Genomic DNA, 24,303 nt, shown 5'->3' with positions numbered 1-24,303 from the left:
GGAGGTCGCATGCACATCATGGAAGGGTTCCTGCCGGCCCCGCACGCGCTGGCGTGGACCATCGCGGCCAGCCCGTTCGTGGCCGGGGGACTGTACGCCCTGCGCCGCACTTTGCAGGCAGCGCCGGAGCGCCGCATGCTGCTCGGCGTGGCGGCAGCCTTTGCCTTTGTCCTCTCCGCCCTCAAGCTGCCCTCGCTGACCGGCTCGTCTTCGCATCCGACCGGCGTCGGTCTGGGTACCCTGCTTTTCGGTCCGCTGGCCATGGTGCCGGTCGGCCTTGTGGTCCTGCTCTTCCAGGCCCTGTTGCTGGCGCATGGCGGATTGACGACCCTGGGTGCCAACCTGTTTTCACTGGCCGTGGTCGGGCCGCTCGTCTGCCATGTGCTTTTCCGCGCTGCGCGCGGGGTGGGCGTGCCGTTCAGCGGCGCGGTGTTTGTGGCCGCCAGCCTGGGAAATCTGGCGACCTATGTGACGACGGCCGGGCAGCTGGCGCTGGCCTTTCCCGACCCGCTGGGCGGCGTGACGGCCGCGTTTGCCAAGTTCGTGACCATTTTTGCCCTGACCCAGATTCCGCTTGCCTTGAGCGAAGGCCTGCTCACCGTGCTCGTGGTCAATACCCTGCGCCGCCTCAATGCGGATGAATTGCGCAACCTGCCGCTCTGGCGGGGCTTGGCGGAGGCCAAGCCATGATCGGGTGCGTACGCAGTTTCCTGCTCGGGGGGGCGGTCCTGCTGCTCGGTGCGTTGCCGCTCTGGGTGATCGAGCCGGGCGAGGCCGCCTTCCAGGGGAGCGACCAGCAGGCCCAGGCCGAGATCAGCCGCTTGGCGCCGGACTACCAGCCCTGGGCCAAGCCGCTCTTTACCCCGCCCGGCAGTGAAATCGAGTCCTTGCTGTTTGCCTTGCAGGCCGCGCTCGGTGCAGGCCTGCTCGGCTATTGGCTGGGCCGCGCCACGGCGCGGGCGGAATTCCGCAAGGCGGCCTCGGTCCCCTCGGCCGCGGTGTGTCCGACGGTCGACCATCCCGCCGGAGCCAAATCCGTCGGGCGGGATACGACGCAGGAGAGCCCGCATGTGGATTGAAGCCCTCGCCCAGCGCAGTCCGTGGCGAACGGTCTGCCCGTTTGCCAAGGCCGGTTTCGCCCTGACTGCCGGCGGTTTGGCGTTTGCCGGCACGGCGCCGCTGCGGGTACTGAGCGTGGCGGGCGTGTTGAGCCTGTTGAGCGTCTGGGGGGCGGGGACGCCCTGGCGGGCCTACGGGCGCGTTGCCGCACCGGGTCTGGCCTTTCTGCTGCTGTCGAGCTTGACCTTGCTGGTTTCGGTACAGACGGACGCCATGGGCGCCCTGCATCTGATCTGGCTCCCCGAGGGCGGTCTGCGCCTGGCCGAACTGGGCGCGCGGGCGCTGGCTGCGCTTGCCGCCTTGCTGTTTCTGGTGCTCAGTACCCCGTTGCCGGATCTGCTGGGCATGCTGCGTCGCCTGCGGGTGCCGGCCAGCCTACTCGATCTGATGGTCCTGTGTTACCGCATGCTGTTCGTCTTTGCCGCCGCATGGCGGGCGGTGCGGACAGCCCAGCAGGCGCGCCTGGGCGGCGTTTCGTTGCGGGCCCGCTGGCGCGGGCTGCAACTCATCACGGCCAGTCTGGCGGTACAGGTCTGGCTGCGGGCCCAGGCGCTGGAGCGGGCCGCTGCAATGCGCCTGGGCGAGGGGCGGCTGCGTTTCCTGTTGCCGGTGTATCCGACGGCAAGGCGCGACCGTCTGTTGGCCTTCGCTGCCAGTTTGGCGCTGGTGGTCATGATCGGATGGGGTGCTTGAGGATGCCGGTGCTCGCCTTCGAATCCGTCCATTTCCGTTATGGCGACCAGACGGCCGGTCTGGCCGACTGTTCGCTGCACTTCGAGGCCGGCAGCCGCAATGCCCTGCTCGGCGCCAACGGCTCGGGCAAGACCACGCTGCTGCTGCATGCAGCCGGGTTGCTGCGTCCAGAGGCCGGACGCCTGATGCTCGACGGGGTGCCGCTCGATTACAGCCGCGCCGGTTTGCACGCCTTGCGCCGGCGGGTAGGGCTGGTCTTTCAGAATCCCGACAATCAGTTGTTCGGGGCGACGATCGCCGAGGATGTTTCCTTCGGGCCGCTCAACCTCGGGCTCGATGCGCCCACGGTGGAGGCCCGCGTACACGCGGCGCTGGCCGTGGTCGGCCTGAGCGCCTTGGCCGGCGCGCCGGTGAATCAGCTCAGCTTCGGCCAGAAAAAGCGCGTCTGCATTGCCGGTGTCCTCGCCATGCAGCCCGACCTGTTGCTGCTCGATGAGCCGATGGCCGGGCTGGACCCCGCCATGCAGGCCGAGATGCAGGCCTTGCTTGAGCGCCTGTCGGCAGCCGGCGTCAGCATTGTCCTGGCGACGCACGATATCGATTTCGCCTACGCCTGGGCCGATGCCCTGCACGTGCTGGCGGCAGGGCGCTGCATTGCCTCCTTTCCGGCCAGCGCGCTGCCCGCGCACACCGCCCGCTTGCAGGCGGCAGGTCAGCCCTTGCCCGGGGTCTTGCGCCTGGAAACCGCCTTGTCCGCACGGGGCATCGCCGTCCCGCCGCTGCGCAGCCTGGATGCCCTGATCACTCACCTTTCTCCGTCGTCCGGCCCATCAAATCGGGCCACCGGCGACGGTCGACCGCAGGAGAACCCCTGAAATGCCCGGAAAAATCTGGTTTGTCGGCGCCGGCCCCGGTGATCCCGACCTGATCACCGTCAAAGGCCGCACGCTGCTCGAACAGGCGGGGGCGGTGCTCTTCGCCGGCTCGCTGGTCGATCAGGCCGCCACCCTATTCACGCCCGAGGGCTGCGCGATCCGCGACTCCAAGGATATGACCCTGGAGGAGATGACCGACTGGCTGATCGCCGCCGCCGGCCAACACCAGACCGTCGTCCGCCTGCAGACGGGCGACCCCGGCCTCTACGGCGCGCTGATCGAAATGACCCGCCCGCTGACTGCCGCCGGCATTGAATGGGGTGTCGTGCCCGGCGTCTCGTCGGCGATGGCCTCGATGGCCGCCGCCGGCGAAACCCTGACCCTGCCGGAAGTCACCCAGACGGTGATCCTGACCCGCGTGGCCGGACGCACGCCGATGCCGCCGGGCGAAGAACTCGAAGCCCTCGCCGCGCACAAGACCACGCTCTGCATCTACCTCTCGATCACCTTGCTGCACAAGGTTCAGGACGCCCTGCTCGCGGCCGGCTGGCCGGAAGACGCGCCGATCCTGGTCGTGCAGAAGGCCAGCTGGCCGGGCGAAGAAAAGATCGTGCGCGGCACGATCAGGGACATCAAACGCAAGTGCCAGGACGAGAAGATCGCCAGCCAGGCCATGATCGTCGCCAGCCCGACCCTGGGCGCCGCCGATTGGCCCGATCTGATCCGCTCCAAGCTCTACGACCCGACTTTCGGCCACCGCTTCCGGAAGGCGAGCAGCGCCGATCCGATCTCTGCCCACGTGGCGGACTGAATTCAATGCAGAGGAATGCCATGCACGACACTACCCTCCTCCTCGTCGGCCACGGTTCTCGCGGCCGCGAAGGCAACAAGGAAACCATCAACTTCGCGGCGCAATGGCGCGAACAGCACCCGGATTGGCGCATCGAGGTCTGCTTCATCGAACATGCCGAGGTGTTCCTCGATGAAGGGCTGGATCGCGCCGCCAAGGGTGCGAAGAAAGTCATCGCGATCCCCTTCATCCTGAATGCCGCCGGGCACGTCAAGATGGAATTGCCGCATGCGCTGAGCGAAGCGCGTGAACGCCATCCCGGCGTCGAGTTCATCGTCACCCGTCACCTCGGCATGGGGCGCGAAGTGTTTGCCGTGCTGCAGGGGCAACTCGACCGCCTGATGAAGCAACTGGCCATGCCGGACCCGATGACCACCGGCGTCGTCCTGCTCGGGCGCGGTTCCTCGGATGCCGGGGCGAATGGCGAACTGGCCAAGATGGCGCGCTGGATGTTTGAAGAGAACGACCATGAGCTGGTCGACCTCGCCTTCACCGGCGTTACCTGGCCGCGCCTTGAAACCGTCGTGCAGCGCCAGGTCCGGCTGGGCATGATGCAGATCGCCATCGTGCCGGTCTATCTGTTCACCGGGGTGCTCATCGAGCGCATCCTGGAACAGGTGGCCCGCCTGCAGCAGCAATACCCGCAGGTGTCCTTCGCGCTCGGGACGCATTTCGGTTTCGATCCGGGCATTTTCGCCCTGCTCGACAGCCGTGCCCGCGGTGATCAGGGCGAAGGCGCGATGCTCGAATGCGACGGCTGCAAATACCGCGAACTGGCCGAAGACGAGCACCTGCACGACCACAGCCATACCGCCACCGGCGGTTGCGGTCATGTCCACGCCCCTGAACACCCCCACGCGCACGGCCATGCCCATCACGCCGGCTGCGCCCACCAACACGCCTGATTCCGGAGTTTCGCCATGTCCCTGACCACTGCCGCCAATACGGTGACCGAACAGCTGACCGAAGCCGGTCGCGCCATCGAACACGACTCCTTCGCCATCATCGACGCCGAAGCCGGCCCGCACGGCTACACCGCCGAGCAATGGCCGCTCGTGCGCCGCATGATCCACGCTAACGCCGACTTCGAATTCAACGGTCTCACCGCCTTCCACCCGGATGCCATGCAGGCCGGCATGCGTGCAGTCCTGAAGGGTGGCACGCCCATCGTCGCGGATGTCGAGATGATCTGCGTCGGCCTCTCCAAACCGCGCCTGGCGCACTTCGGCCTGACCACCCATCACTACATTTCGGACGCCGATGTGATTGCCCAGGCCAAGGCCGAGAACACCACCCGCGCTGTGCAGGCCATGCGCAAGGCGCAGCGTGAGGGCAAGCTGGACGGCGCCATCGTCGGCATCGGCAATGCGCCGACCGCGCTGATCGAACTCGTCCGCCTGATCCGGGAAGAAGGCGTGCGTCCGGCGCTGGTCGTCGCCATGCCGGTGGGGTTTGTCTCCGCCGCCGAATCGAAGGATCTGATGATGACCGTCAGCGACGTGCCATGGGTGGCGATTGAGGGCCGCAAGGGCGGCTCGACCCTGGTCGTGGCCGCCATCCACGCCATGCTCTCGCTGGCCGAGGCGACCCAGCATCAAGCGGCAGCCTGAGGCGCAATGAGCACCGACACCCCCAGCCCGACGGTCGACGCCGCCGCAAAGCCGGAAAAGGTCCGCAAGGGCGATGCCAAGCGCGAGCGCGGCAACCGTACCGGCTTCACCACCGGCGCCTGTTCTGCGGCCGCCGCCCGCGCCGCCACGCTCGGCCTGCTGCTCAGCGAAGTGCCGGAGCATGTGGTTTGCCGCCTGCCGAATGGCCAGGATCAAGCCTTTGCCGTGCTGCATGGCAGTGTCGAGGAGGTGGCCGGTCACGCCCAGGCGGTGATCGTCAAGGATGCCGGTGACGACCCGGATGCGACGCACGGCGCGCACATGACGGCCGATGTCCGCATCCTCAAGCATCGGGCCGGGGAAATCGTCCTCAAGGGCGGTTTCGGGGTCGGGGTCGTGACCAAGGAAGGCCTGGGTCTGGAAGTCGGCGGGCCGGCAATCAACCCGGTCCCGCGCCGCAACATCACCGACAACGTGCGGGCTGCCGCGGGCGAACTGCTCGATCACGACGGCCTGGAAGTCACCATTTCGGTCCCCGGCGGTGACGAGATGGCGAAGAAGACCCTGAACGCCCGGCTCGGCATCCTCGGCGGCATCTCCATCCTGGGTACGACCGGCATCGTCCGTCCCTACTCGACAGCCGCCTTCCGCGCCAGCGTGCTTCAGGCGGTGGATGTCGCCGCCAGGCAGGGCCAGACCAGCGTGGTCTTCACCACCGGCGGGCGTACCGAAAAATTCGCGATGAAGCAGTTGCCGGCGCTCGATGAGTCCTGCTTCGTGCAGATGGGTGACTTCGTGAAGGCGGCGTTTACGAGCGCCATCAAGCGCAAGCTGCCCCATGTGTATATCGGCGCCATGGTCGGCAAGCTGACCAAGATGTGTCAGGGCCTGGCTGTAACGCATGCCTGGAAAGCCGAGATCGACCGCGACATCCTGGCCGATTCGGCGCGTGAAGTCGGCGCGCCGGCGGACCTGGTCGAGGAAATCCGCGCCGCCGAAACGGCCCGCTTTGCCGCCGAACGCCTCGCTGCCCTCGGGCTGGCTGTCGCCTTCCACGAACAACTGGCGCGCAAGGCGATCCGCAGCCTGAAAGGCCAATACCCGGGCGATTACCACCTGGCGGTGCTGGTCTGCGATTTCGAGGGGCATTTCATCTGCCGCGTCGACGAGGAGGCTGCGCTGTGACCCCCCGTGTTTTCATCATCGGCATCCTCGACGACGGCTGGTCGGGCCTGTCGGATGCGGCCCGTCAGGCACTGTCGACCGTCGGGCTCGTGATCGGCGTCGGGCGCACGCTCGACCTGATCAAGGCGCAGCGGCCGGAAGCCGAATACCGCGATATGGACGGTGCGCTGAGCCAAAGCCCTGCCTGGATCCAGGCCGCCCGCGCCGAGGGCCGCTCGGTGGCCGTGCTGGCCACCGGCGATCCGCTCTGCCACGGCATTGCGAGTTATCTGCTCGGCAAACTCGGGTGCGACGGGGTTGAAATTCTCCCGGCGCCCTCCACCCTGCAGCTGGCCTTTGCCCGCTGGCAGCAGCCCTGGCAGGACGTGAGCATTGCCTCCTGCCACAGCAAGGATGCCGGCGAATGGGTGCTCGGTGCGACGCCGGCGCACGGGCTCTATCCGCTGATGCGTGCGATTGCGCTGAACCGCCGGGTGTTCGCCTTTACCAGCCCGGAAAACGGCCCGGCACGCCTGGCGCGGGCATTGGTGACGGCCGGATATGCCGATGACGTCACCCTGTCGGTCGCCAGCCGCCTGTTGCTGCCGGATGAACGCATCCACACAGGCCTGACTGCGGTCGACGCTGCGCAGATGTGCTTTTCTGATCCGAGCGTGGTGCTGGTTGAACGGCGTGATGTCGGGTGCGGCCCGCATTTTGGCCTGGACGACCTCGATTACATCCAGCGTTCGCCCGAGAAGGGCCTGATCACCAAGCAGGAAGCGCGCACCGTGTCGCTCGCCAAGCTGCGCCTCAAGGCAGACAGCCTGGTCTGGGACATCGGTGCCGGTTCCGGCTCGGTCGGCCTGGAGTGCGCGCGCGTGGCCGCCCTCGGCCATGTCTGGGCGATCGAGAAGAATGAAGGCGATGCCGCCAACGCGCGCGCCAACGCGGCCAAGTTCCGCGTCGGCAACTACACGCTGTGCGAAGGCAAGGCCCCGGCCCTGCTCGACACCTGGCCCGCTCCGGACGCGGTCTTCATCGGCGGTTCGGGCGGGGAACTCGGTGAGTTGATCACGCTGATCCTCGGCCGGTTGAAACCGGGCGGCCGGCTGGTCATGAATTTCGTCACCCTGGAAAACCTGGCCACCGCGACCACCACGCTGAAAGAACTCGGCGCCGGCTGGGACGTGGTGCAACTGCAGGCCAGCCGCTCGCAACCCATTCTCGACATGCACCGGATGGCGGCGCAGAACCCCGTCTGGATCGTGACTGCCTGGAACCCATCAAACGCATGCAAGGACCCACAATGACTGAACCCAAACGCTACGGCAAGCTGATCGGCGCCTCGCTCGGCCCGGGCGACCCCGAACTGATTACCCGCCGTGCCTGGCGCGCGCTGCAATCCGGCGCGCGCTGGCTGTATCCGGTCAAGAAGGCCGAAGAATCGTCCTATGCGTTGTCGATTGTCGAGCGCGGCGGCCTGGCGGTGCCGGGCGATGCAGTCGAGCTGGTCTTCCCGATGACGCGCGACGCCGAAGTCCTGGCCAAGGCCTGGGCCCGGGCAGCCACGCAGACCGTTGCCCTGCTTGCCGAAGGGCGTGATCTGGTTTTCCTGGTCGAAGGCGATGCCTCGACCTTCGCGACCTTTGGCCACCTGGCCCGTGTCGTCCGCGAACGGGTGCCCGAGGTCGAGGTTGAAACGATTCCCGGCGTCTCCTCCTTTGCCGCTGCGGCCGCGACCACGGGCGTGACGCTGGCGGAAGAAGACGAAACCTTCGCCATCATCCCGGCCGCCTACGGTGTTGAGGTGATCAATCATCTGCTCGACGAGTTCGACACGCTCGCCCTGCTCAAGGTCAAGCCGCTGGTCGATGAGGTGGTCGACCTGCTCGCACAACGCGACCTGCTGGCGACCTCGGTCTTCATCGAGAAAGTCGGTTCGCCGGATGAGCGCATCGTCCGCGACGTGGCCAGCCTGAAGGGGACGAAGGTCAATTACCTCTCCCTGATGCTGGTCCAGAACCCCAAGCGCGTGCGTGGCGAGTTGCGCCGTGGCTGCCGCAAGCGCAAGGAGGCCGTCGATGCCTGCGCGACGGTCGACGCCTGAAAAACATAAAAAATCCCCAACCCCAACCGACAGAGAACCCAGAGCATGAAAGTTGCCGTTGTCTCGATCACCAAACATGGCATCGCGCTGGCCGGCAAGGTCGTCGCCGCGCTGCCGGGCGCCCAGTTGTTCTGCCCCGAGAAGTTCCGCGCCGAGGGTGAGACCGCCGCGCCCGGTGTCACCCATTGCTACGAAGGCAAGGTCGGCGACCAGGTGCCGGCGCTGTTTGCCGCCTTTGACGGTATCGTCGCCATCGTGTCGCTCGGCGCCGTTGTCCGGCTCATTGCGCCGCACCTGAAAAGCAAGGAAGTCGATCCGGCCGTGGTCGTTATCGACGAAGCCGGCAAGTTCGTGATCCCGATGCTCTCCGGCCACCTCGGCGGCGCCAATGCCCTGGCCGGCCACCTCGCCACGGCGCTCGGCGCGCAGGCCGTGCTGACCACCGCATCGGACGCCCGCGAAACCATCGGCGTCGATCTCCTCGGGCGTGAACTGGGCTGGCGTTTCGAAGCGACGCACGATGAAATTGTCCGCTGCAGCGCGGCGATGGTGAATGACGAGCCGGTTGCGCTGGTGCAGGAAGCCGGCTCGCGTGATTGGTGGCCGAACCACGCCAACGGTCGCAAAGGCCCGCTGCCAGCCAATGTCACCTTGTTCGAGCGGCTCGAAGCGGTCGATCTCGACCGTTTCGCGGCCGTGCTGTGGATTGCCGAGCGCGAGATGCCTGCCGCCATGGCTGCGCATTTGGCGGGGCGGTGGGTGGTGTATCGGCCGTGAGTGACTGCCTGCGCAGTTTTCAAACGCTCTTTTCCGCCGTGGACCGGCGGCGTACTTTCTTTGCTTCGCCAAAGAAAGTACGCAAAGAAAGGCGACACCCCCGTGCGCGCCGGGCCGTCGGCCCGGTCCCCTGCGCTGCTCGATCAGCCGGGCGGCTGGCTAAACTCGCCTGCGGCTCAAACAACGCCAGCCGACTGCCCCCGGCCGATCTGCGCTGCTCGGCGCTTGCGAGGGTGCCCGCAATGCGTCACGGCAACACGGTTGTGCGCAGAAAATGGGCGCATGCGGCGCACAAAGTATCGGAATCGACCCTCTCAATGACTGAACCCATTGGCTACGAAGGATCGGTTTGCCCCGCCCCTTTGTGCGCGCCGAGCAGCGCAGGCTGGCCGGGGGAATTCGGTTCGCAATGTTTGAGCCGCAGGCGAGTTTTGCGAACCGCCCGGCCAGATGAGCAGCACAGGGAACCGGGCCAAAGGCCCGGCGCAAGCGTAGGGGTCGCCTTTCTTTGCTTCCTTTCTTTGGCGAAGCAAAGAAAGGGAGACGCCGGACAACGGCGGAAACCAGCGGTTCAACCCGCGAGGTGCCGCCCATGAGCGCGCACAAATCCAACATCGCCCTCGGCCTGGGCTGCGACCGTGGTACCCCTGCCAGCACCATCGCCCAATGCATCGCTGAGGCGCTCACCCAAGCCAAGGCCACGCTGGCTGACGTGAAGGCCGTCGCCTCCATCGACCTCAAGGCCGACGAGGTCGGTCTTGCCGAGGTGGCGGAAGCCCAGGGCTGGACGATCCGCTTTTACCCCGCCGCCGAGCTGGCAACGGTCGACGTGCCCAATCCCTCGGAAACCGTCCGTAAATACACCGGCACACCGTCGGTCTCGGAAGCCGCAGCCCTCCTCGTCGCCGGGGCAGACCTCTCCCTCCTGATCATCGAAAAACACAAGCTGCGCGGCCCGGATGGCCGCCATGCCACTGTCTCCATTGCAAGGATTCCCACATGAATGCACCTGAACACATTGCGCCGGCCGGCGTGAAGACCGGCAAGATCATGCTCGTCGGGCTCGGCCCGGGCAGCAACGAGCACCTGACCGCCCGCGCTCGGGCGGCGATTGCCGAGGCCGACACGATCATCGGTTACGTCACCTACATCCGTCTGGTGGCCGATCTGGTCGAGGGCAAGGAGGTGATCAAGAAGTCGATGACCGAGGAACTCGACCGTGCCATTGAGGCGCTCGAGCGCGCCCGTCAGGGCAAGAAGGTGGCGCTGATTTCGTCTGGTGACGCCGGCGTCTACGGCATGGCCGGGCCGACTTTCGAGGTGCTGTTCCAGGCCGGGTGGACGCCGGATTCGGAGATCGAGGTCGAGATCGTGCCCGGCGCCTCGGCCCTCAACACCTGCGCTGCGCTGGTCGGCGCGCCGCTGACCCATGATTTCTGCGCGATTTCCTTGTCCGACCTGCTGACGCCGTGGCCGACCATCGCCCGTCGTCTCGATGCGGTGGCCTACGCCGATTTCGTGGTCGCGCTGTACAACCCGAAGAGCGGTCGCCGTACCCAGCAGATCGTCGAGGCCCAGCGTATCTTTCTGCGCCATCGTGATCCGAAGACCCCGGTGGCGATCGTCAAATCCGGCTACCGCCCCAAGCAGCGCATCGAACTGACCACGCTGGACAAGATGACCGAGGCCGATATCGGCATGCTGTCCACGGTGCTGATCGGCAATTCCAACACCTTCATCCAGCACGGCCTGATGGTCACCCCGCGCGGCTACGCCAACAAGTACGCGGTGGAAGAGGGCGAGCGCAACACCAAGGACGGCGAACAGGCCGGCCGTTCCTTGTCTTCGGGCCTGAATGGCTGGATGGCCGCGATTCAGGCCAGCGGCAAGCGTGCCGCCGAACTGGCCGCCGAATACCGCCTGCCGGAAGACTATATTGCCGCCGTGCTGCAGGCCGAAGTGCCGCCGGAAGGCGAGGAGGCCGACATTGAAAGCTGAACGCGACGCTGAGCAGATCGTCAAACCCAAGATTCGCGACTACAGCCGCCAGATCCTGATCTGCACCGGCCCGCGCTGCACCCAGAACGGCGAGGGCGAAGCCCTGTTCAATGCACTGCAGGCCAAGTTTCGTGCCGCCGGCCTCGGCGTCGATGCCGGCCCGGCGCGGGTCAAGCGCACCCGCACCGGCTGCGTGGCCGCCTGCCAGGGGGGGCCGATCGTCGCGGTGCAGCCGGATGGCGTGTGGTATTACAACGTCACCGATGCCAACATGGATCGCATCATCGAACAGCACCTCAAGGGCGGCCAGATCGTCGAAGACCTGGTTTTCCACCGCAACGGCGAGGGCGACGCGTGCTGAGCGCCGGTACTGCCGCAGTGAGCCCCTTTCCCGCCGGTTGCGTGTCGCTGATTGGCGCCGGTCCCGGCGATCCGGAACTGCTGACGCTGAAGGCCTTCCATCGGCTGCAACAGGCCGAGGTGCTGCTCTACGACAATCTGGTCAGCCCGGAAATCCTGGCCTGGGTGCCGTCGACCGTCGAGCGCCTCTTCGTCGGCAAGATGCCGGGCAACCACACCCTGTCGCAGGATGAAATCGGCCCGCTGATGCTGGAAAAGGTCCGCAGCGGCAGGCGCGTGGTCCGGCTCAAGGGCGGCGATCCCTTCGTCTTCGGGCGCGGCGGGGAGGAAATGGAAGTGCTGCTCGCCGCCGGCATCGGTGTCGAGATCGTGCCTGGCATCACCGCCGCACTGGGCGCTGCCGCCGCTTTCGGCTTTCCGCTGACGCATCGCGAGCACGCGCAAAGCTGCCTCTTTGTCACCGGCCACCTCAAGGACCACAGCGTGGACCTCAACTGGCCTGCCCTCGCCCAGCCTCGACAGACCTTGGCGATTTACATGGGCATGACCGGCATCGACACCATCTCGCGCGAACTGCAGGCGCACGGCCTGCCCGGCGACACCCCGGCGGTGCTGGTGTTCAAGGCCACCTGGCCGGAGCAGAAACTGCATCATGCGACCCTCGCTACCTTGCCGCAGGTGGTGCGTGAGCAGTCGATCAAATCCCCGACGCTGCTGGTGATCGGCAGCGTGGTCAGCCTCTCGCTGCAAAAGCATTCGGTGTGAGCGGTCGGTGCCTGTGAGGGTACCGCCGCAATAAAAAACGGCGGGGAGTCCCCGCCGTTTTGCTTGTTACCGTCCGGACTTACTGGACTTGCTGGATACCTGCGATGGTCCAGCCGCGGCTGCCGTCGGTCGGCTTGATCATGTGCCAGACTTCGTCGAAGGGTTCAGGTGCCTGGCCGTCTTCGCCGATCAGGCCGCTGAAGCGGACGCTGACGATGTAGCGGCTGGCTTCCTCGGTCACGTCGACCACCTCGGCGTTGAGCTGGGCAACATCGGTTGCCTGCTTGGCACCCTTGCGCTCATCGATGGCCAGCTTGATCTCGGCGAACATTTCCGGTGTGGTGAATTCCCGGATGTCGTCCAGATTGCCGGCATCGTTGGCAGCCTGCAGGCGGATGAAGTTGACCTTGGCGTTGCGCACGAAGCCATCGGCGTCAAAGCCGGCCGGCAGGGCAGCAGCGGTTGCTGCAGCAGCGGGGGCAATGCTGCCACCGGCCGGCTGGAAGTCCTGGGCCGGCGGGACATTGCCGCCATAGCCCGCGCCGGCACCGGCGTACTGCATGCCGGCATTGCCTTGGGCGGCGGCTTTCTTGCGCAGGAAGAAGCCGACAACGGCGAGGACGACCATGGCGAGCAGGGCCATCATCATGAAGTTGGCGAGTTCTTCACCAAAACCGAAGTGCGAAGCCAGGGCGGCGAGGCCGAGACCGGCGGCAAGACCGGCCAGCGGGCCCATCCAGGAACGCTTGGGCTGGGCAGCTTGCGGGGCAGCTTGGGCCGGCTGACGGGCAGCTTGCTGGGCCGGGGCGGCTTCATGCGACTTGCTCGGGGCGACCGACTGGCGTTGCATGCCGGAAGAGCCACCGCCGCCGAGGCGCTTGGCGGCTTCGGCATCGCTGATGCTGAGGGTCAGGCCGAGCACGAGGGCGGCGGCCATGAGGACGAAATTCTTCATATGCATTGTCTCCGTATAAGGACTGTGACGGGCGTAGTGTATACGGAAGCAGGGTTGATAAAACCAGATAAATCCGCCGATATTATCCGGTTTTATCGAAGCATCTGGCGCCGCCTCAGCCGAACAGGCGGGCCACGGCGTCCGGGTTGGACGGGAAGTAGAAATGCACGTAGCTGGCGGTCAGGCGCTGGCGGCGGAAAATGGCCTCCCCTTCGCTGCCGTTCTGCTTCCTGGCATGGACGAGCGGGGCAAGCGGGCTCTCGCTCTTGGAGTAATGGAAGGTATGCCCGGAGAGTTTGCCTTCCGGCAGCTCGGCATGCTGCGTGCCGAGTGCGGACAAGCGTTGCTGCATGACCGAACGTCCGGGGAGCAGACCGCCAAAGCGGTGGCTGACGCCGGCCTTGTCCACGACTTCTTCGAACAGGCTCATCATGCCGCCGCATTCGGCGAGCAGGGGCTTGCCGGCCTCGACGTGTGCCTGCAGCGCCGCCCACAGGGCCCGATGGCCGCTCAGGGCATCGGCGTGGAGTTCCGGGTAGCCGCCGGGCAGCCAGACGGCATCGCAGTCGGGCAGCGGATCGCCGGCAACCGGGGAGAAGAACTGCAACGTGGCACCAAGTTGCTGCAGGGTTTCCAGATTGGCCGGGTAGATGAAGCCATAGGCGGCATCGCGGGCGATGGCAATGCGTTTGCCGGCGAGTTGCGGCGGGATGGCCGGGGGCGAGGCGTCGGGAAATTCGATGGCGCGGGGCAGGTCGACCGTCGCGCTGGCGGCGAGGGCGTCGGCCAGGCGGTCGAGGCGTTCGCCGAGATCGTCGATTTCTGCCGCCTGCAGCAGGCCGAGGTGGCGCTCCGGCAGGCTGTCGCCGTTTTTCGGCAGGGCGCCGAACCAGCCCATGCCGGCGGGCAGGCTCTCCTTGAGCAGCGCGGCGTGGCCGGGGCTGGCGACGCGATTGCCGAGCACGCCGGCAAAGGGCAGGCCGGCCCGGTAGCTGGCCAGGCCGTGGGCGACCGCGCCGAAGGTCTGGGCCATGGCGCCGGCATCGATCAGGGCCATGACCGGAATACCGAAGTGGCAGGCGATGTCGGCCGCGGAGGGCGTGCCATCGAAGAGACCCATGACGCCTTCGATCAGGATCAGGTCCGAGTCGGCGGCGGCGCGGGCGAGACGCCAGCGGGCGTCGGTTTCACCGCACATCCCGAAATCGAGGTTCTGACACGGTCGACCGCTGGCGAAGGCGTGAATCTGCGGATCGAGAAAATCCGGGCCGCACTTGAAGACGGTGACGCGCCGACCCTGACGGGCATGCAGGCGGGCGAGGGCGGCGGTAACGGTGGTCTTGCCCTGGCCGGAGGCGGGGGCGGCGATGAGCAGGGCGGGGCAGGCGGTCATGGTTGCTTGGGCGTGCTGGGTTCGATGAGGACGAGGCGGCCGGTTTTCGGGTCGCGGAAGACTTCGCCGACGCGGGCATAGCCGCTGCCGGCCTGTTGGGCACCCTCGGCCGGGCGCTCGATTTCGCGGCCTTTTTCGACCGGTTGAGGTGCTTTCAGGGCGCTTTGCGTGCCGGCTGCCAGGGCAGCGAGCAGGCCGCAGGCAAAGACCAGCATGACATCGACGAGATTGACCAGGCTGGCGCGCGGGTCCTCGTCGCGGTCGTCAAAGCGGGCGTCGAGCCGGGAATACAGGCGCAGGCGCTTGCGCGGCTGGGCGGGGTCGCTCATTCCATGGCCTCCAGCAATTCTTCGTACCAGCGGCGGCGCAGCTTGCCGATGACCAGCCCGCCAATGCCGGCGACCAGGCCGAGCACGGTGGCGTCGAAGGCGACGGTGACGGCGCTCGCCAACTGGGCGGGATCGCCTTTGCCGAGGGCGGCGAGGCCCGGCCCGAGCGGGATGATGGTGGCCATCAGGCCGAGCATGGGCGGAATGCGGGCCAGCAGGTCGGCGCGCTCCAGGCGATGGCGGGCGACCGTCTGCACGCGCAGGAGGTCACCGGCGGCCTGCAGACGGGCGAGGCCGCCAAAGCGTTCGCCGACGGCCAGGCCGGCTTCGATGACGGCAATGGCGCAGGCGGCAAGCAGGGCGAACAGGGCCGGGGTGAGCAGCCAGGTGACGGCATCGTGCAGCCAGGCAAAGGACAGGGCATCGGTCATGGGAATCTCCGTGAAGCGGCGGGCAACTGACGGCCCCGCCAGAGGCCGAGGGTGAACAGGGCGAGCGTGCCGGCGAGCAGGAGCAGCACGTGCAGGGTGTCGAGCAGCGCCGGGGCGGGCGGCGGCAGGGTGTCGAGTTCGTAGTAGCGGGCGGGCGGTGCCGCCTCGGCCGTCGCCGGGTCGCTGGTGCCGGCTGGCTTGGCCGTGGCCGATTGGACCTTGCTGGGGGCGTTGACCGTCGGGCTGGCCGTGGGCGCGACCACGTCACCGCGTGCCTTGGCCAGGGTGACGCCGAGCGCGGCGGCATCGGCGCTGTCGAGGCGCGGGGCCAGCCAGTCCCACATCGGATGGTTGGGGGCGGTATGGCCGCTGCCGGGCAGGCCGTTTTTGGCCACCAGGCGGGCCAGTTCGCCGCCCAGGCGGCGGACGGTGGCGGCATCGGTCTGCCAGAAGCCTTTTTCGGCGGCGACCATGAAGATGGCCAGCATGTGCGCCTTGACCTGGGCATTGTGGCCGTCGCCGAGGAAAGCCGGCAGGCCGAGTTTGTGGGCGTCGTCGAAATACACCGATTTCACTTCGTCCCAGGCCCAGTTCTTGACCAGATCCGGTCGGGTCACTTGCCAGCCCCAGAGGTTTTCCAGGAATTCCTGACCCATCGTGCGGGCGCCGGCATAGCCGTGGCCCATCAGCGGTTTGAGCCAGGCGGGATTGAGGAAGCGGCCGCGCAGCTCACCGAGCAGGGCGGCGGTGAGCGGCTGGACTTCCGCCTGGCCGGGCTGGGCATGCTGCAGGATCATGGCTTCCGGCGGGCGTCCGGTGCGCCCTTCGATGGCCAGCGACAGACCGCCCAGGTAGTCGAAGGCATCATTGTTGTCGAGCAGGCCGTAGAGGTTGCTGGCCCGGCCGTGATAGGTGCGGGCAATGCGGTCGAGTGCGGCATCGAAGGCGGCATGACCGGCTTCGCCCTGACTGTCCAGACCGTAGGCGTGGCCCATGCGGGTCCGGTAGGCGCGTCCGATTTCATCGCGCTCGCGCCAGGCGCCGGAGCGTTCCGTCAGTCGATTGACGCCGGCCCCGTAGGCACCGGGGGCATCGCCGAAAATCCGCTGGGCGGCGGCACGTCCGGCCTCGCCCACGGCCATGCCGCTGCTGCGCAGGGCGTCGAGACGGGCCAGCCACTCGCGGGCGACGCGGTTGCCGGCCAGCGGCTCGTTGCCCCAGCGGGCGGTGGGGACCGGTGCGAGGGCCGCGCCGAGCGCTTCCTTGAGCGACGGATCCTGTTCGGCGAGATGGGCTGCCGAGGCGGCCAAGGCCAGACGGCCGGCGCGGTCGATCAGGTGAATGAGGTTCGGATAGAGATCGCGGAAGAGGCCGGATGCCGTGACGATCACATCGCGGCGCGGCGCATCCGGCAGCAGGGCCACGTCGGTGACGATGCCGCGCGCGTTCCAGACCGGCTGGGCGCCCATCAGTGCGAGGGCGAAGCCGACCATGACGCCTTCGTCGCGCACGGCATCGGAGGCCCAGAGGATGATGCCTTCGCTGCCCTGATCGCCGGTCGTCCGACGGTCGACGGCCTGGCGGGCCATCGTTTGCCCGAGGCCATAGCCGATGCGCGTGGGCAGGATGTCGCCATCCACGGCGTGGAAATTACGGCCGGTGGGCAGGGCCTCCGGCGAGCGCAGCGGGTCGTTGCCCTTGCCCGGCGGAATGAAGCGGCCATCCAGGCCGGCCAGCAGACCTTGCATTTCGAGGCGCGGCGAAGCGGCCAGCTGACGGGCTACCTCGGGGTCGTCGATGCCCCCCTGCTTCATCGAGTCGAGCATCAGGGCGAGAGAATCCGCCGACCAGTCGCGCCCAAAAATGTGCAGACCGTGCGGCATGAATTTCTCCTGCAGCTTGGTCAGGTAATGGCCGATTTCATGGGCCAGCAGATCGTCGTCAGCCGCTTCGAAACCGATGCCGCGCACGGCCAGCACGTCGGCCATCGAGGCCTCCAGCTCGGCCTTCAGGTTGAGGGCCACCACTTGCTCGCGCATGGTGCGGGCGGCTTGGGCCTTGAGCGACTCCGAACTGGCGGCCTCGAAGCTCTCGACGACCTGACGCAGGGCGAGCAGTTGATCATAGAGCGGGGTGGCGGCGAGCGGCGGCGTCAGGTGATCGACCATCACGGCGAGGCCGCGTCGCTTGGCCTGGGTACCCTCGCCGACACCATCGACGATGTAGGGATAGACACCGGGCAGATCGCCTGCGATCAGGCTGGGATAATCGTCCGCGGCCAGACCGACCGCCTTGCCGGGCAGGAATTCGTAGGTCGAGTGGCGGCCGACATGGACCAGGACATCGGCGCGGAAGCGGTCGCGCAGCCAGTGATAGAAAGCCAGATATTGGTGCGGCGGAGTGACGCTGGTATTGGCGTGCAGGAGTTCTTCGTCGACTTCCCAGCCGCGGGGCGGTTGCGGGCCGATGAACACATTGCCGAAGCGAATGCCGGGGACCAGCAGGCGCCCGCTGTCGACCATGATCTTGCCCGGCGCAGCGCCCCAGCCCTTCATGCCCTCGATGCCGTACGCGGTGAGGCGGGCCACGAGCGGGGCCAGCGTTGTACAGGGCCGCCGGCTGCGTTCGCCGAGACAGGCGATGTAGCCGTCCTCCAGGCGTTGCAGATCGCGCAATGCGGCCTGCCGCTTGGGATGATCGGCCCCTTCGACAAGGTGATGCAGCTCCTTCATCACCGTTTCAACCCGCTTTTTGCCCAAAGCGCGTTCGCCGGCCGCTTCGGCTTCGAGCACTTCGGCGTGCAGGCGGCCGAGCGGGCCGCGCGTCATCTCGCCTTGGAGCCGCTCCGGCAAGGTGCCGAACCAGCGGCGGTAATCGTCCTTGCTCAGGGTGTTGACCGTCGCTGCCAGCTCGCGCAGGGCGGCGCGATCTTCCGGCAGGTTCACGCCCTGCGCCATGATCCGGTCGAGCAAGGCTTCCGGTGACGCCGGCAGTTCGCCCGTACGATAGCCGGCTGCCTTGAGGGCCGTCAGCATCTCGAACAGGGAGTGCGGCACATCCAGGTTGTCCGCTCCGATGTTTTGCCGGCCCGGTGGGTGGTTGTAATAAATGACGGCGACGCGCTTATCCGCGTTGGCCTTGGCGGCCAGGGCGTGCCAGCGGGCCACGCGCGCGGCCAGACGGTCGACTTCGGCAGCCAGGGCGACCGGCGGACGCAGGCTGAGGCCGGTACGCGCATCGGCCCGCACCGGGCCGAGTGCGGAAACGACGATGGGCTGGCCGATGCCCTGCAATTCCGGCAGGGCGACTCGATATTGCACCGAATCGGCGGGTAGACCGTCGGGCGACAGCCGCCATTGCGTCGCATTGCGCTCGGTGAGACGGAGGGCCTTGATGACCGGCACGTTGAGCGCTTGCAGGGCCTGGGTGACGGCATCACGCCCTTCGGCAGCGCCGACCACGAAATCCTGCAGCACGACGAGGCTGCCGATACGTGCGGGGGCCAGGATCTCGGGTAGGCGTTCGATCACCTCGCGCGAGGTACCACCCCAGCGGGCCAGGACCTGGAGGCAGGGCGTCTGCCGCGCGGTGAGGGCGGCGCAGAGCGCAGCGGGGGCACTGCCGTCCATGTTGGCCAGATCGAGCACGACCGTGGTCGGCGCGGCGCTGAGGCCGAGTGTCCGGCCGGCCGTCCAGGCGCGGGCGTCGCTCAGTTCCTGCTTGTCCTGGCGTACCCGGAGTGCCGGTTCCGCTCGGGGCAACGGCAAGGGGCGGCGGGGATCCAGCAGGTGGGCAAACAGTGCGGCGGTGTTCTCGGCGCCCCAGCCTTGCCAGAGCTGGCGGGCGGCCAGCCAGCGGGCTGCGGTGGGGTGGTTGCGGGCGGCGCTCAGTGCGCTGTCCGGGATTTTTTCCTGCGCCAGCTGACGGAGCGTCTCCGGCGGAAAATCGGCCAGACTGCCCGGGCCGTCGAGGCCCCGGCTCATCAGCGACAGGCTGGCTTCGCCATTCATTGCGAGCAAGCGTGTCTGCGGGCGGGCATGGCGGTCCAGGGCGTCCTTCAGACGACGCGCCGGATCGCCGAACACGGAAACGGCCAGAATGGCGTCTGCGTCCCCGATCCAGCTTTTCAGCTGGCGTTCGTTGGCAGCCATCAGCTGGGCGGGCGTCCGCAGCAGAATGCGGTCCTGCGGCTGGGCGTCGAGGTGGCGATGCGCCGCCTCCAGTGCTGTGGGCGCGGCGCGTTCGGTGACGATGCCGAGCAGGGTGGCCGCCGTGGCCGGCCCGGCAAGCAGGTAGCAGGCCAGCAGCAGGCTACTCAGAAGATGCTGAAAACGGGGCATGGACTGCGGTCGACCGTCGGCGGGCTTACCAGTCGAGGCCGGGCATGGCTTTCACGCCAGCCTGGAAAGCGTGCTTCTCGTTGCCGATCTCGCTCACCGTATCGGCCGCGTCGCGCAGGGCGTCCGGGGCGGCGCGGCCGGTGATGATGACATGCTGCAGGCTCGGACGGGCGGCCAGTTTGGCCAGGACTTCGGGCAGGTCGAGCCAGCCGTATTTGAAGGCATAGGTCATTTCATCGAGCACGACGAGGCCGATCGCCGGGTCGGCCAGATAGCCGCAGGCAACCTGCCAGGCGGCCTGGGCGGCACGGGCGTCGCGTTCCTTGTCCTGGGTTTCCCAGGTAAAGCCTTCGCCACCGACATGCCAGCGCACGCCCGGCTGAGTGCGGAAAAAAGCTTCCTCACCCGTATCCGAGCGGCCTTTGACGAACTGGACGACCGCCACCTGCAGACCATGACCGAGGGCGCGGGCGACCACGCCGAAGGCGGCAGAGGATTTGCCCTTGCCGTTACCGGTATTGACCAGCAAGACCCCGCGCTCTTCCTGCGCGGCGGCGATTTTTTCATCGACGACGGCTTTTTTCTTCTGCATGCGGGTTTCGTGGCTGATGCTCATGACTTACTCCGGGATGAAACAGCGGTGGCCGCGATCGTCGAGCTGACGCAGGCCATAGCCGTAAAGTTGGGACAGCTTTTCTGCGGTCAGGATGGCGTCGACCGGCCCCTGCTCCGTGCACCCATCGCCATGCACGAGCAGGGCACGGTCGCAAAAGCGGTGGGCCAGGGCCGGGTCGTGCAGAACCATGACCACGCCGGCACCACAATCGCGGGCCGTGCCGGCAAAGAGTTCGAGGACGGCCATCTGGTGGTTCAGGTCGAGGTGCGACAGCGGTTCGTCCAGCAGATAGAGCGGGGCCGCCTGGGTGAGCAGCGTGGCAATGGCCAGGCGCTGGCGTTCGCCGCCGGACAAGGTGTGAATCTGGCGCTCCTCCATGCCGGCCAGTCCGACAGCGCTCAGGGCGCTGCGTGCGAGATCGGCATCGTGCCTGCTTTCCCAGGCCCAACGGCCAAGGTGCGGATGACGACCGGTGAGGGCGGTTTCGAGTACGGTTGAGCCGAAGGGATCGTTCTGAAACTGGCCGAGCCAGGCCCGGCGCAAGGCGGACTCCCGCGCCGGCAACAGGGCGCAATCTTCACCATCGAGCAGCACGGCGCCGCCATCCGGCTTGCGCAAGCCGGCCAGTACGGAGAGCAGCGTCGATTTACCGGCACCGTTGCGGCCGAGAATGGCCAGACGTTCACCGCCCGCGACCTGCAGATCGATGCGGTCGACCACTGTTTTGCCGGCAATTTCAACCCGCAGCTGATGGGCTTCAAGCAGGGGCCGGCTCATTTCGGTTGCCTCGACAGCAGGAAGAGGAAAACCGGCACGCCGATCAGGGCCGTCAGCACGCCGACCGGCAGTTGCTGCGGCGCGAGCACGGTGCGTGCAGCGGTATCGGCCAGCACGAGCAGGGAACCGCCAGCCAACACCGAGGCCGGGAGCAGCAGACGCTGATCGTTGCCGGTGGCCAGACGCACCAGATGCGGTACGACGAGACCGACAAAGCCGATCGAGCCGGCCGTGGTCACCGAGGCGGCGGTGGCCAGCGAAGCCAGCAGATACACGATGTAGCGCAGGCGGTCGACCGAGACCCCAAGGGCGCGCGCCTGCATCAGCCCGCGTGAGAGCAGGTTGAGCTCGCGGGCATAGGGCACGGCCACGGCCAGCGCCACAACTAAGGCAAGCACCGGTGGCCACCAGTGTGTGCTCTGGCCGAGGTCGCCCATCAGCCAGAACAGCATGCCGCGCAGTTTGTGCTCCGGGGCAATGGCGAGCATCAGTGCAATCAGCGCGCCACAACCGGCGGCGACGATGACGCCGGTGAGCAGCAAGCGGGTCTGGGTCCAGCTGCCATCGCCGTGCGCCAGGCCAAACACGATGAACATGGCCCCCAGCGCGCCGGCCAGTGCCAAGCCGTCGATCCCGATGATCGGCAGCCCGAGCAGGATGGCGAACATCGCCCCGACGCCCGCCCCGCCGGAAATCCCCAGTACATAAGGATCGGCCAACGGATTGCGCAGCAACACCTGCATCAGCGCGCCGGCCAGGGCGAGCAGGCCGCCGCAGGCAAAGCCGGCAATCGCTCGCGGCAAACGCAGTTGCAGCACCACGTCCATGCCGCCCGCTTCCCCGCCGGTCAACGCCGCCCACACATCCGAAACCGGAATGTGCAGGCTGCCCAGACTGAGCGCCACTGCAAAGCTCGCCCCGGCTAGGAGACAGAGCGCGAGCAGGATGAGCAGGGCGCGGCGGCGGGAGGGCATGGGCTTACTTCGGTGCGTAGCGGACGCCGATGAAGGCGTTCAGGCCGGGGGTGGTGAAGTCAGCAGCGGTTTCGTAGTTGCGGTCAAACATGTTGTTGACGCGCGCGAAAACGGACCAGTCACGCTCGAAACGGTAGGCGGCATAAACATTGGTGAGTGCATAGCCAGCCAGCTTGCGGGTATTGGCGTCGGTGTCAAAACGCTGCCCTTGTGCTTGCAGTTCGAGGCGCCATTCCCAGGCTCCAAGCTGTTTGCCAATGCTGGCCGATCCATAGTTCTGGGCACGGCGGGCCAGGAGTCGGTGCATGGCACGATCACGCGGATCGACATGGCTGTAGCTGGCGCTCAAGTCATAGTCGGCAATTTTTCCCTCGTAGCTCAAGGTAGCCCCTTGAATTTTTGCTTCACCAATATTGATCGGGGTATTAAGACCGGACCACGAGATCAGGTCGGCAACCCGGTTCTGAAAGAGCGTCAATGAGGCACGGTGACGACCATTGTCGTACTGTATGGCCGCTTCCTGATTGATCGAGCTTTCTGGCTTGAGGTTCGGATTCCCTTGGCGGCCACTGGTGAGTGGGTAGTACAAGTCACTGAAGGACGGCGCCTTGAAGGCCGTACCCAGGCCGGCATTGGCACGCCAATGCTGGGTCAGTTGGTAGCCGTAGGCGATGGCGCCGGTTGTCTTGTCGCCAAACTGGGAACTGTTGTCATTGCGGGCATTTACCTGCAGATGGTGGCCGCCAATCTGGCCATTCCAGCCCAGGAGTAGCGAGTCAATCGTACGTTCTTCAATCGGGTACTTGCCGGTCCCCGTGACCGATTGATCGAGGCGCTCCAACGCAAATAGGGCGTTGCCGACCGGAAGCTTGAAATCATGCTGCCAGGTGTATTGGCGTTGGACAGTTTTAAACAAGCTATCAAGCGCACCATTTTTCATTGCGCGCGTTTCATCTACGCTTTGGCCAAGGCGCAGGGTGCTGGTCCAATTCTGTGTGATGGCGTTTTTGAGATACGTGCTTAAGGTCGAGATGGCCAACTGGTTTCGCCAAATGGCAGTCTTGTCTGTCGAACTGTCATAGCCACTGTCCCCGTCACTGAAGTAGTAGCTGGCGCCTGCCTCGTGGCCTTTGGCAAAGGTATAGCCAAGACTGCCGGAGAAATTGGTGTTGCTGAAGCTGTCACGGTCGCGGTTATATCCACCACTCCGTGGTGTGGTGCTATTGAACCCCCGGGTTTGGCTGTGGCCTACGTTGGCGGCATAGTGCCAACCATCCTGTCCGCCTGAGAATCCGAAGCTTTCTGTTTGGGTATCGTAAGTCCCTGCGCCTACTTCTGCGTTGAATTTAATGGGACCGTTCCCGCGGCGCGTAAAGATCTGAATAACCCCACCGATGGCATCACTGCCATAAAGGGAGGAGGCCGGACCACGAAGGATTTCAATTCGATCAATCTGATTGAGGGGGAGGCGTGACCACGCTGCCATTTCTCCCGAGGATGCCGAGCCAACGCGAATGCCATCCACCAGGACCAGCGTGTGGCCTTTGCTTGTGCCTCGCATCAGAATGCTAGAGGTGGCACCGTAACTGCCACTCGACGTCATTTCGATGCCGGGTTGTCGGGAGAGCAACTCGGTGAGCGTGGACGAACCTGCTTGCTCGATCTCTTCTCTTTCAATCACAGAGATATCAGCGAGCACTTCATTGGCACGCATGGCTTGGCGGGTTGCGGTCACTTGTACTGTATTCAGAGACGGTGCTTCTGCAGAGGCAACTTGTACGAATGCAAGGGACAGCAAGGTTGCAATTGGGGTGGGGCGAAGGGGCATGGCACTTCCTAGGCTGATGGCGACCCCGCCAGCAGCATGAGATGATCAGAGGAAGAAGTGCAGGGGAATGGGCCTTGAACCGAGCCGCGCCACCACCCCGTGGCACTTCAGCGAGTTGATCCAGGCCGGTATCCGGGCTCGCGAGTCTTGACCTGCCGCCTTCCCGGGATATGTCCCAGTGGCGTTGTGGCAGGCCCGCACTCACTTACCGTTGCGGGGGCAGCAGCGGCATGGTCGCTTGGGCGACGCACCGCTTTCCCGTTTAACTGCGTTCGGAGAGTCCGTCGGCAGCACCTGAAGCGGGCGCGATTGTACGCGTAATCACGCTGTAATGCATTA

General features: G+C 66.4%; 24 protein-coding genes and 1 riboswitch. Of the genes, 15 read left to right on the top strand and 9 right to left on the bottom strand.

The genetic code is table 11. The annotated features are described in order from the left end of the window. Positions 1–9: 9 nt before the first annotated feature. The 15 genes from AACO21_RS00540 to cobA all read left to right on the top strand — a co-directional run bounded on the left by AACO21_RS00540 (position 10) and on the right by cobA (position 12,321). Entirely contained in the window at positions 10–690 is a 681-nt protein-coding gene (locus tag AACO21_RS00540; protein WP_346190523.1) for an energy-coupling factor ABC transporter permease, read from the top strand. Next, positions 687–1,079: an energy-coupling factor ABC transporter substrate-binding protein gene (locus AACO21_RS00535; RefSeq protein WP_346190522.1), complete on the top strand. Its 393-nt coding sequence runs from the start codon at positions 687–689 to the stop codon at positions 1,077–1,079. Before AACO21_RS00540 ends, AACO21_RS00535 begins: the two co-directional genes overlap by 4 nt. Then, the gene (locus AACO21_RS00530) at positions 1,069–1,812 is read left to right on the top strand and encodes a CbiQ family ECF transporter T component (RefSeq protein WP_346190521.1); all 744 of its coding nucleotides are present in this window, start codon (positions 1,069–1,071) and stop codon (positions 1,810–1,812) included. The genes AACO21_RS00535 and AACO21_RS00530 overlap by 11 nt, the downstream gene beginning before the upstream one ends. A 2-nt stretch (positions 1,813–1,814) precedes the next feature. Beyond that, on the top strand, positions 1,815–2,687 hold the full coding sequence (locus AACO21_RS00525; RefSeq protein WP_346190961.1) for an ABC transporter ATP-binding protein: 873 nt from the start codon (positions 1,815–1,817) through the stop codon (positions 2,685–2,687). A 1-nt stretch (position 2,688) separates the two neighbouring features. Beyond that, a complete protein-coding gene (cobM, locus tag AACO21_RS00520) occupies positions 2,689–3,498 on the top strand; it encodes a precorrin-4 C(11)-methyltransferase (protein ID WP_346190520.1) in 810 nt (269 codons plus the stop codon). A gap of 20 nt (positions 3,499–3,518) precedes the next feature. Continuing rightward, on the top strand, positions 3,519–4,442 hold the full coding sequence (locus AACO21_RS00515) for a sirohydrochlorin chelatase (protein WP_346190519.1): 924 nt from the start codon (positions 3,519–3,521) through the stop codon (positions 4,440–4,442). A 15-nt stretch (positions 4,443–4,457) separates the two neighbouring features. Continuing rightward, on the top strand, positions 4,458–5,147 hold the full coding sequence (locus AACO21_RS00510) for a precorrin-8X methylmutase (protein WP_346190518.1): 690 nt from the start codon (positions 4,458–4,460) through the stop codon (positions 5,145–5,147). A gap of 6 nt (positions 5,148–5,153) precedes the next feature. Beyond that, positions 5,154–6,332 (top strand): cobalt-precorrin-5B (C(1))-methyltransferase, encoded by a 1,179-nt coding sequence (locus AACO21_RS00505; protein WP_346190516.1) that lies wholly within the window; start codon positions 5,154–5,156, stop codon positions 6,330–6,332. After that, the gene (cbiE, locus tag AACO21_RS00500) at positions 6,329–7,624 is read left to right on the top strand and encodes a precorrin-6y C5,15-methyltransferase (decarboxylating) subunit CbiE (RefSeq protein WP_346190515.1); all 1,296 of its coding nucleotides are present in this window, start codon (positions 6,329–6,331) and stop codon (positions 7,622–7,624) included. Before AACO21_RS00505 ends, cbiE begins: the two co-directional genes overlap by 4 nt. Beyond that, entirely contained in the window at positions 7,621–8,421 is an 801-nt protein-coding gene (gene cobI / locus AACO21_RS00495; protein WP_346190514.1) for a precorrin-2 C(20)-methyltransferase, read from the top strand. The genes cbiE and cobI overlap by 4 nt, the downstream gene beginning before the upstream one ends. Positions 8,422–8,466: 45 nt before the next feature. Then, complete coding sequence (locus tag AACO21_RS00490) at positions 8,467–9,198, top strand: cobalamin biosynthesis central domain-containing protein (RefSeq protein WP_346190513.1); 732 nt, start codon at positions 8,467–8,469, stop codon at positions 9,196–9,198. A gap of 592 nt (positions 9,199–9,790) precedes the next feature. After that, the gene (locus tag AACO21_RS00485) at positions 9,791–10,201 is read left to right on the top strand and encodes a cobalamin biosynthesis protein (protein ID WP_346190512.1); all 411 of its coding nucleotides are present in this window, start codon (positions 9,791–9,793) and stop codon (positions 10,199–10,201) included. Then, on the top strand, positions 10,198–11,196 hold the full coding sequence (gene cobJ / locus AACO21_RS00480; RefSeq protein WP_346190511.1) for a precorrin-3B C(17)-methyltransferase: 999 nt from the start codon (positions 10,198–10,200) through the stop codon (positions 11,194–11,196). Before AACO21_RS00485 ends, cobJ begins: the two co-directional genes overlap by 4 nt. After that, the gene (locus AACO21_RS00475; RefSeq protein WP_346190510.1) at positions 11,186–11,557 is read left to right on the top strand and encodes an NAD(P)H-dependent oxidoreductase subunit E; all 372 of its coding nucleotides are present in this window, start codon (positions 11,186–11,188) and stop codon (positions 11,555–11,557) included. Before cobJ ends, AACO21_RS00475 begins: the two co-directional genes overlap by 11 nt. 17 nt (positions 11,558–11,574) lie before the next feature. After that, positions 11,575–12,321: a uroporphyrinogen-III C-methyltransferase gene (cobA, locus tag AACO21_RS00470; protein WP_346190509.1), complete on the top strand. Its 747-nt coding sequence runs from the start codon at positions 11,575–11,577 to the stop codon at positions 12,319–12,321. Positions 12,322–12,400: 79 nt separating this feature from the next. Here the strand turns inward: cobA and AACO21_RS00465 are convergent, their stop codons facing one another. From AACO21_RS00465 to AACO21_RS00425, 9 genes are all read right to left on the bottom strand, one after another. Further along, positions 12,401–13,276 (bottom strand): Tim44-like domain-containing protein, encoded by an 876-nt coding sequence (locus AACO21_RS00465; RefSeq protein ID WP_346190508.1) that lies wholly within the window; start codon positions 13,274–13,276, stop codon positions 12,401–12,403. 115 nt (positions 13,277–13,391) lie between these two features. After that, positions 13,392–14,669: a cobyrinate a,c-diamide synthase gene (locus AACO21_RS00460; RefSeq protein WP_346190507.1), complete on the bottom strand. Its 1,278-nt coding sequence runs from the start codon at positions 14,667–14,669 to the stop codon at positions 13,392–13,394. Further along, positions 14,666–14,998 (bottom strand): DUF2149 domain-containing protein, encoded by a 333-nt coding sequence (locus AACO21_RS00455; RefSeq protein WP_346190506.1) that lies wholly within the window; start codon positions 14,996–14,998, stop codon positions 14,666–14,668. The genes AACO21_RS00460 and AACO21_RS00455 overlap by 4 nt, the downstream gene beginning before the upstream one ends. Next, positions 14,995–15,429, bottom strand: a complete 435-nt coding sequence (locus tag AACO21_RS00450) for a MotA/TolQ/ExbB proton channel family protein (protein ID WP_346190505.1) — start codon at positions 15,427–15,429, stop codon at positions 14,995–14,997. Before AACO21_RS00450 ends, AACO21_RS00455 begins: the two co-directional genes overlap by 4 nt. Then, positions 15,426–19,769: a cobaltochelatase subunit CobN gene (locus tag AACO21_RS00445; protein ID WP_346190504.1), complete on the bottom strand. Its 4,344-nt coding sequence runs from the start codon at positions 19,767–19,769 to the stop codon at positions 15,426–15,428. Before AACO21_RS00445 ends, AACO21_RS00450 begins: the two co-directional genes overlap by 4 nt. 25 nt (positions 19,770–19,794) lie before the next feature. Beyond that, positions 19,795–20,385 (bottom strand): cob(I)yrinic acid a,c-diamide adenosyltransferase, encoded by a 591-nt coding sequence (cobO, locus tag AACO21_RS00440; protein ID WP_346190503.1) that lies wholly within the window; start codon positions 20,383–20,385, stop codon positions 19,795–19,797. A 3-nt stretch (positions 20,386–20,388) separates the two neighbouring features. After that, positions 20,389–21,162: an ABC transporter ATP-binding protein gene (locus tag AACO21_RS00435; RefSeq protein WP_346190502.1), complete on the bottom strand. Its 774-nt coding sequence runs from the start codon at positions 21,160–21,162 to the stop codon at positions 20,389–20,391. Further along, a complete protein-coding gene (locus AACO21_RS00430) occupies positions 21,159–22,136 on the bottom strand; it encodes an iron ABC transporter permease (protein WP_346190501.1) in 978 nt (325 codons plus the stop codon). The genes AACO21_RS00435 and AACO21_RS00430 overlap by 4 nt, the downstream gene beginning before the upstream one ends. A 4-nt stretch (positions 22,137–22,140) precedes the next feature. Next, a complete protein-coding gene (locus AACO21_RS00425) occupies positions 22,141–23,964 on the bottom strand; it encodes a TonB-dependent receptor (RefSeq protein WP_346190500.1) in 1,824 nt (607 codons plus the stop codon). A gap of 105 nt (positions 23,965–24,069) precedes the next feature. Continuing rightward, positions 24,070–24,277, bottom strand: a riboswitch (cobalamin riboswitch). Positions 24,278–24,303 lie beyond the last annotated feature (26 nt).

The sequence above is a fragment of the Dechloromonas sp. ZS-1 genome (assembly GCF_039649255.1).
Lineage (GTDB): Bacteria > Pseudomonadota > Gammaproteobacteria > Burkholderiales > Rhodocyclaceae > Azonexus.
This window is presented reverse-complemented; position numbering and strand designations above follow the sequence as displayed.

Excerpts from the sequence above, each read along its gene's own strand:
- AACO21_RS00485 (WP_346190512.1), top strand. The coding sequence starts at position 9,791 with ATGAGCGCGCACAAATCCAACATCGCCCTCGGCCTGGGCTGCGACCGT.
- AACO21_RS00515 (WP_346190519.1), top strand. The coding sequence starts at position 3,519 with ATGCACGACACTACCCTCCTCCTCGTCGGCCACGGTTCTCGCGGCCGC.
- AACO21_RS00505 (WP_346190516.1), top strand. The coding sequence starts at position 5,154 with ATGAGCACCGACACCCCCAGCCCGACGGTCGACGCCGCCGCAAAGCCG.
- AACO21_RS00465 (WP_346190508.1), bottom strand. The coding sequence starts at position 13,276 with ATGAAGAATTTCGTCCTCATGGCCGCCGCCCTCGTGCTCGGCCTGACC.
- cobM (WP_346190520.1), top strand. The coding sequence starts at position 2,689 with ATGCCCGGAAAAATCTGGTTTGTCGGCGCCGGCCCCGGTGATCCCGAC.
- AACO21_RS00490 (WP_346190513.1), top strand. The coding sequence starts at position 8,467 with ATGAAAGTTGCCGTTGTCTCGATCACCAAACATGGCATCGCGCTGGCC.
- AACO21_RS00445 (WP_346190504.1), bottom strand. The coding sequence starts at position 19,769 with ATGCCCCGTTTTCAGCATCTTCTGAGTAGCCTGCTGCTGGCCTGCTAC.
- cobI (WP_346190514.1), top strand. The coding sequence starts at position 7,621 with ATGACTGAACCCAAACGCTACGGCAAGCTGATCGGCGCCTCGCTCGGC.
- AACO21_RS00455 (WP_346190506.1), bottom strand. The coding sequence starts at position 14,998 with ATGAGCGACCCCGCCCAGCCGCGCAAGCGCCTGCGCCTGTATTCCCGG.
- AACO21_RS00460 (WP_346190507.1), bottom strand. The coding sequence starts at position 14,669 with ATGACCGCCTGCCCCGCCCTGCTCATCGCCGCCCCCGCCTCCGGCCAG.
- AACO21_RS00530 (WP_346190521.1), top strand. The coding sequence starts at position 1,069 with ATGTGGATTGAAGCCCTCGCCCAGCGCAGTCCGTGGCGAACGGTCTGC.
- AACO21_RS00425 (WP_346190500.1), bottom strand. The coding sequence starts at position 23,964 with ATGCCCCTTCGCCCCACCCCAATTGCAACCTTGCTGTCCCTTGCATTC.
- AACO21_RS00435 (WP_346190502.1), bottom strand. The coding sequence starts at position 21,162 with ATGAGCCGGCCCCTGCTTGAAGCCCATCAGCTGCGGGTTGAAATTGCC.
- cobO (WP_346190503.1), bottom strand. The coding sequence starts at position 20,385 with ATGAGCATCAGCCACGAAACCCGCATGCAGAAGAAAAAAGCCGTCGTC.
- AACO21_RS00510 (WP_346190518.1), top strand. The coding sequence starts at position 4,458 with ATGTCCCTGACCACTGCCGCCAATACGGTGACCGAACAGCTGACCGAA.
- AACO21_RS00525 (WP_346190961.1), top strand. The coding sequence starts at position 1,815 with ATGCCGGTGCTCGCCTTCGAATCCGTCCATTTCCGTTATGGCGACCAG.
- AACO21_RS00540 (WP_346190523.1), top strand. The coding sequence starts at position 10 with ATGCACATCATGGAAGGGTTCCTGCCGGCCCCGCACGCGCTGGCGTGG.
- AACO21_RS00430 (WP_346190501.1), bottom strand. The coding sequence starts at position 22,136 with ATGCCCTCCCGCCGCCGCGCCCTGCTCATCCTGCTCGCGCTCTGTCTC.
- cobJ (WP_346190511.1), top strand. The coding sequence starts at position 10,198 with ATGAATGCACCTGAACACATTGCGCCGGCCGGCGTGAAGACCGGCAAG.
- AACO21_RS00535 (WP_346190522.1), top strand. The coding sequence starts at position 687 with ATGATCGGGTGCGTACGCAGTTTCCTGCTCGGGGGGGCGGTCCTGCTG.
- AACO21_RS00450 (WP_346190505.1), bottom strand. The coding sequence starts at position 15,429 with ATGACCGATGCCCTGTCCTTTGCCTGGCTGCACGATGCCGTCACCTGG.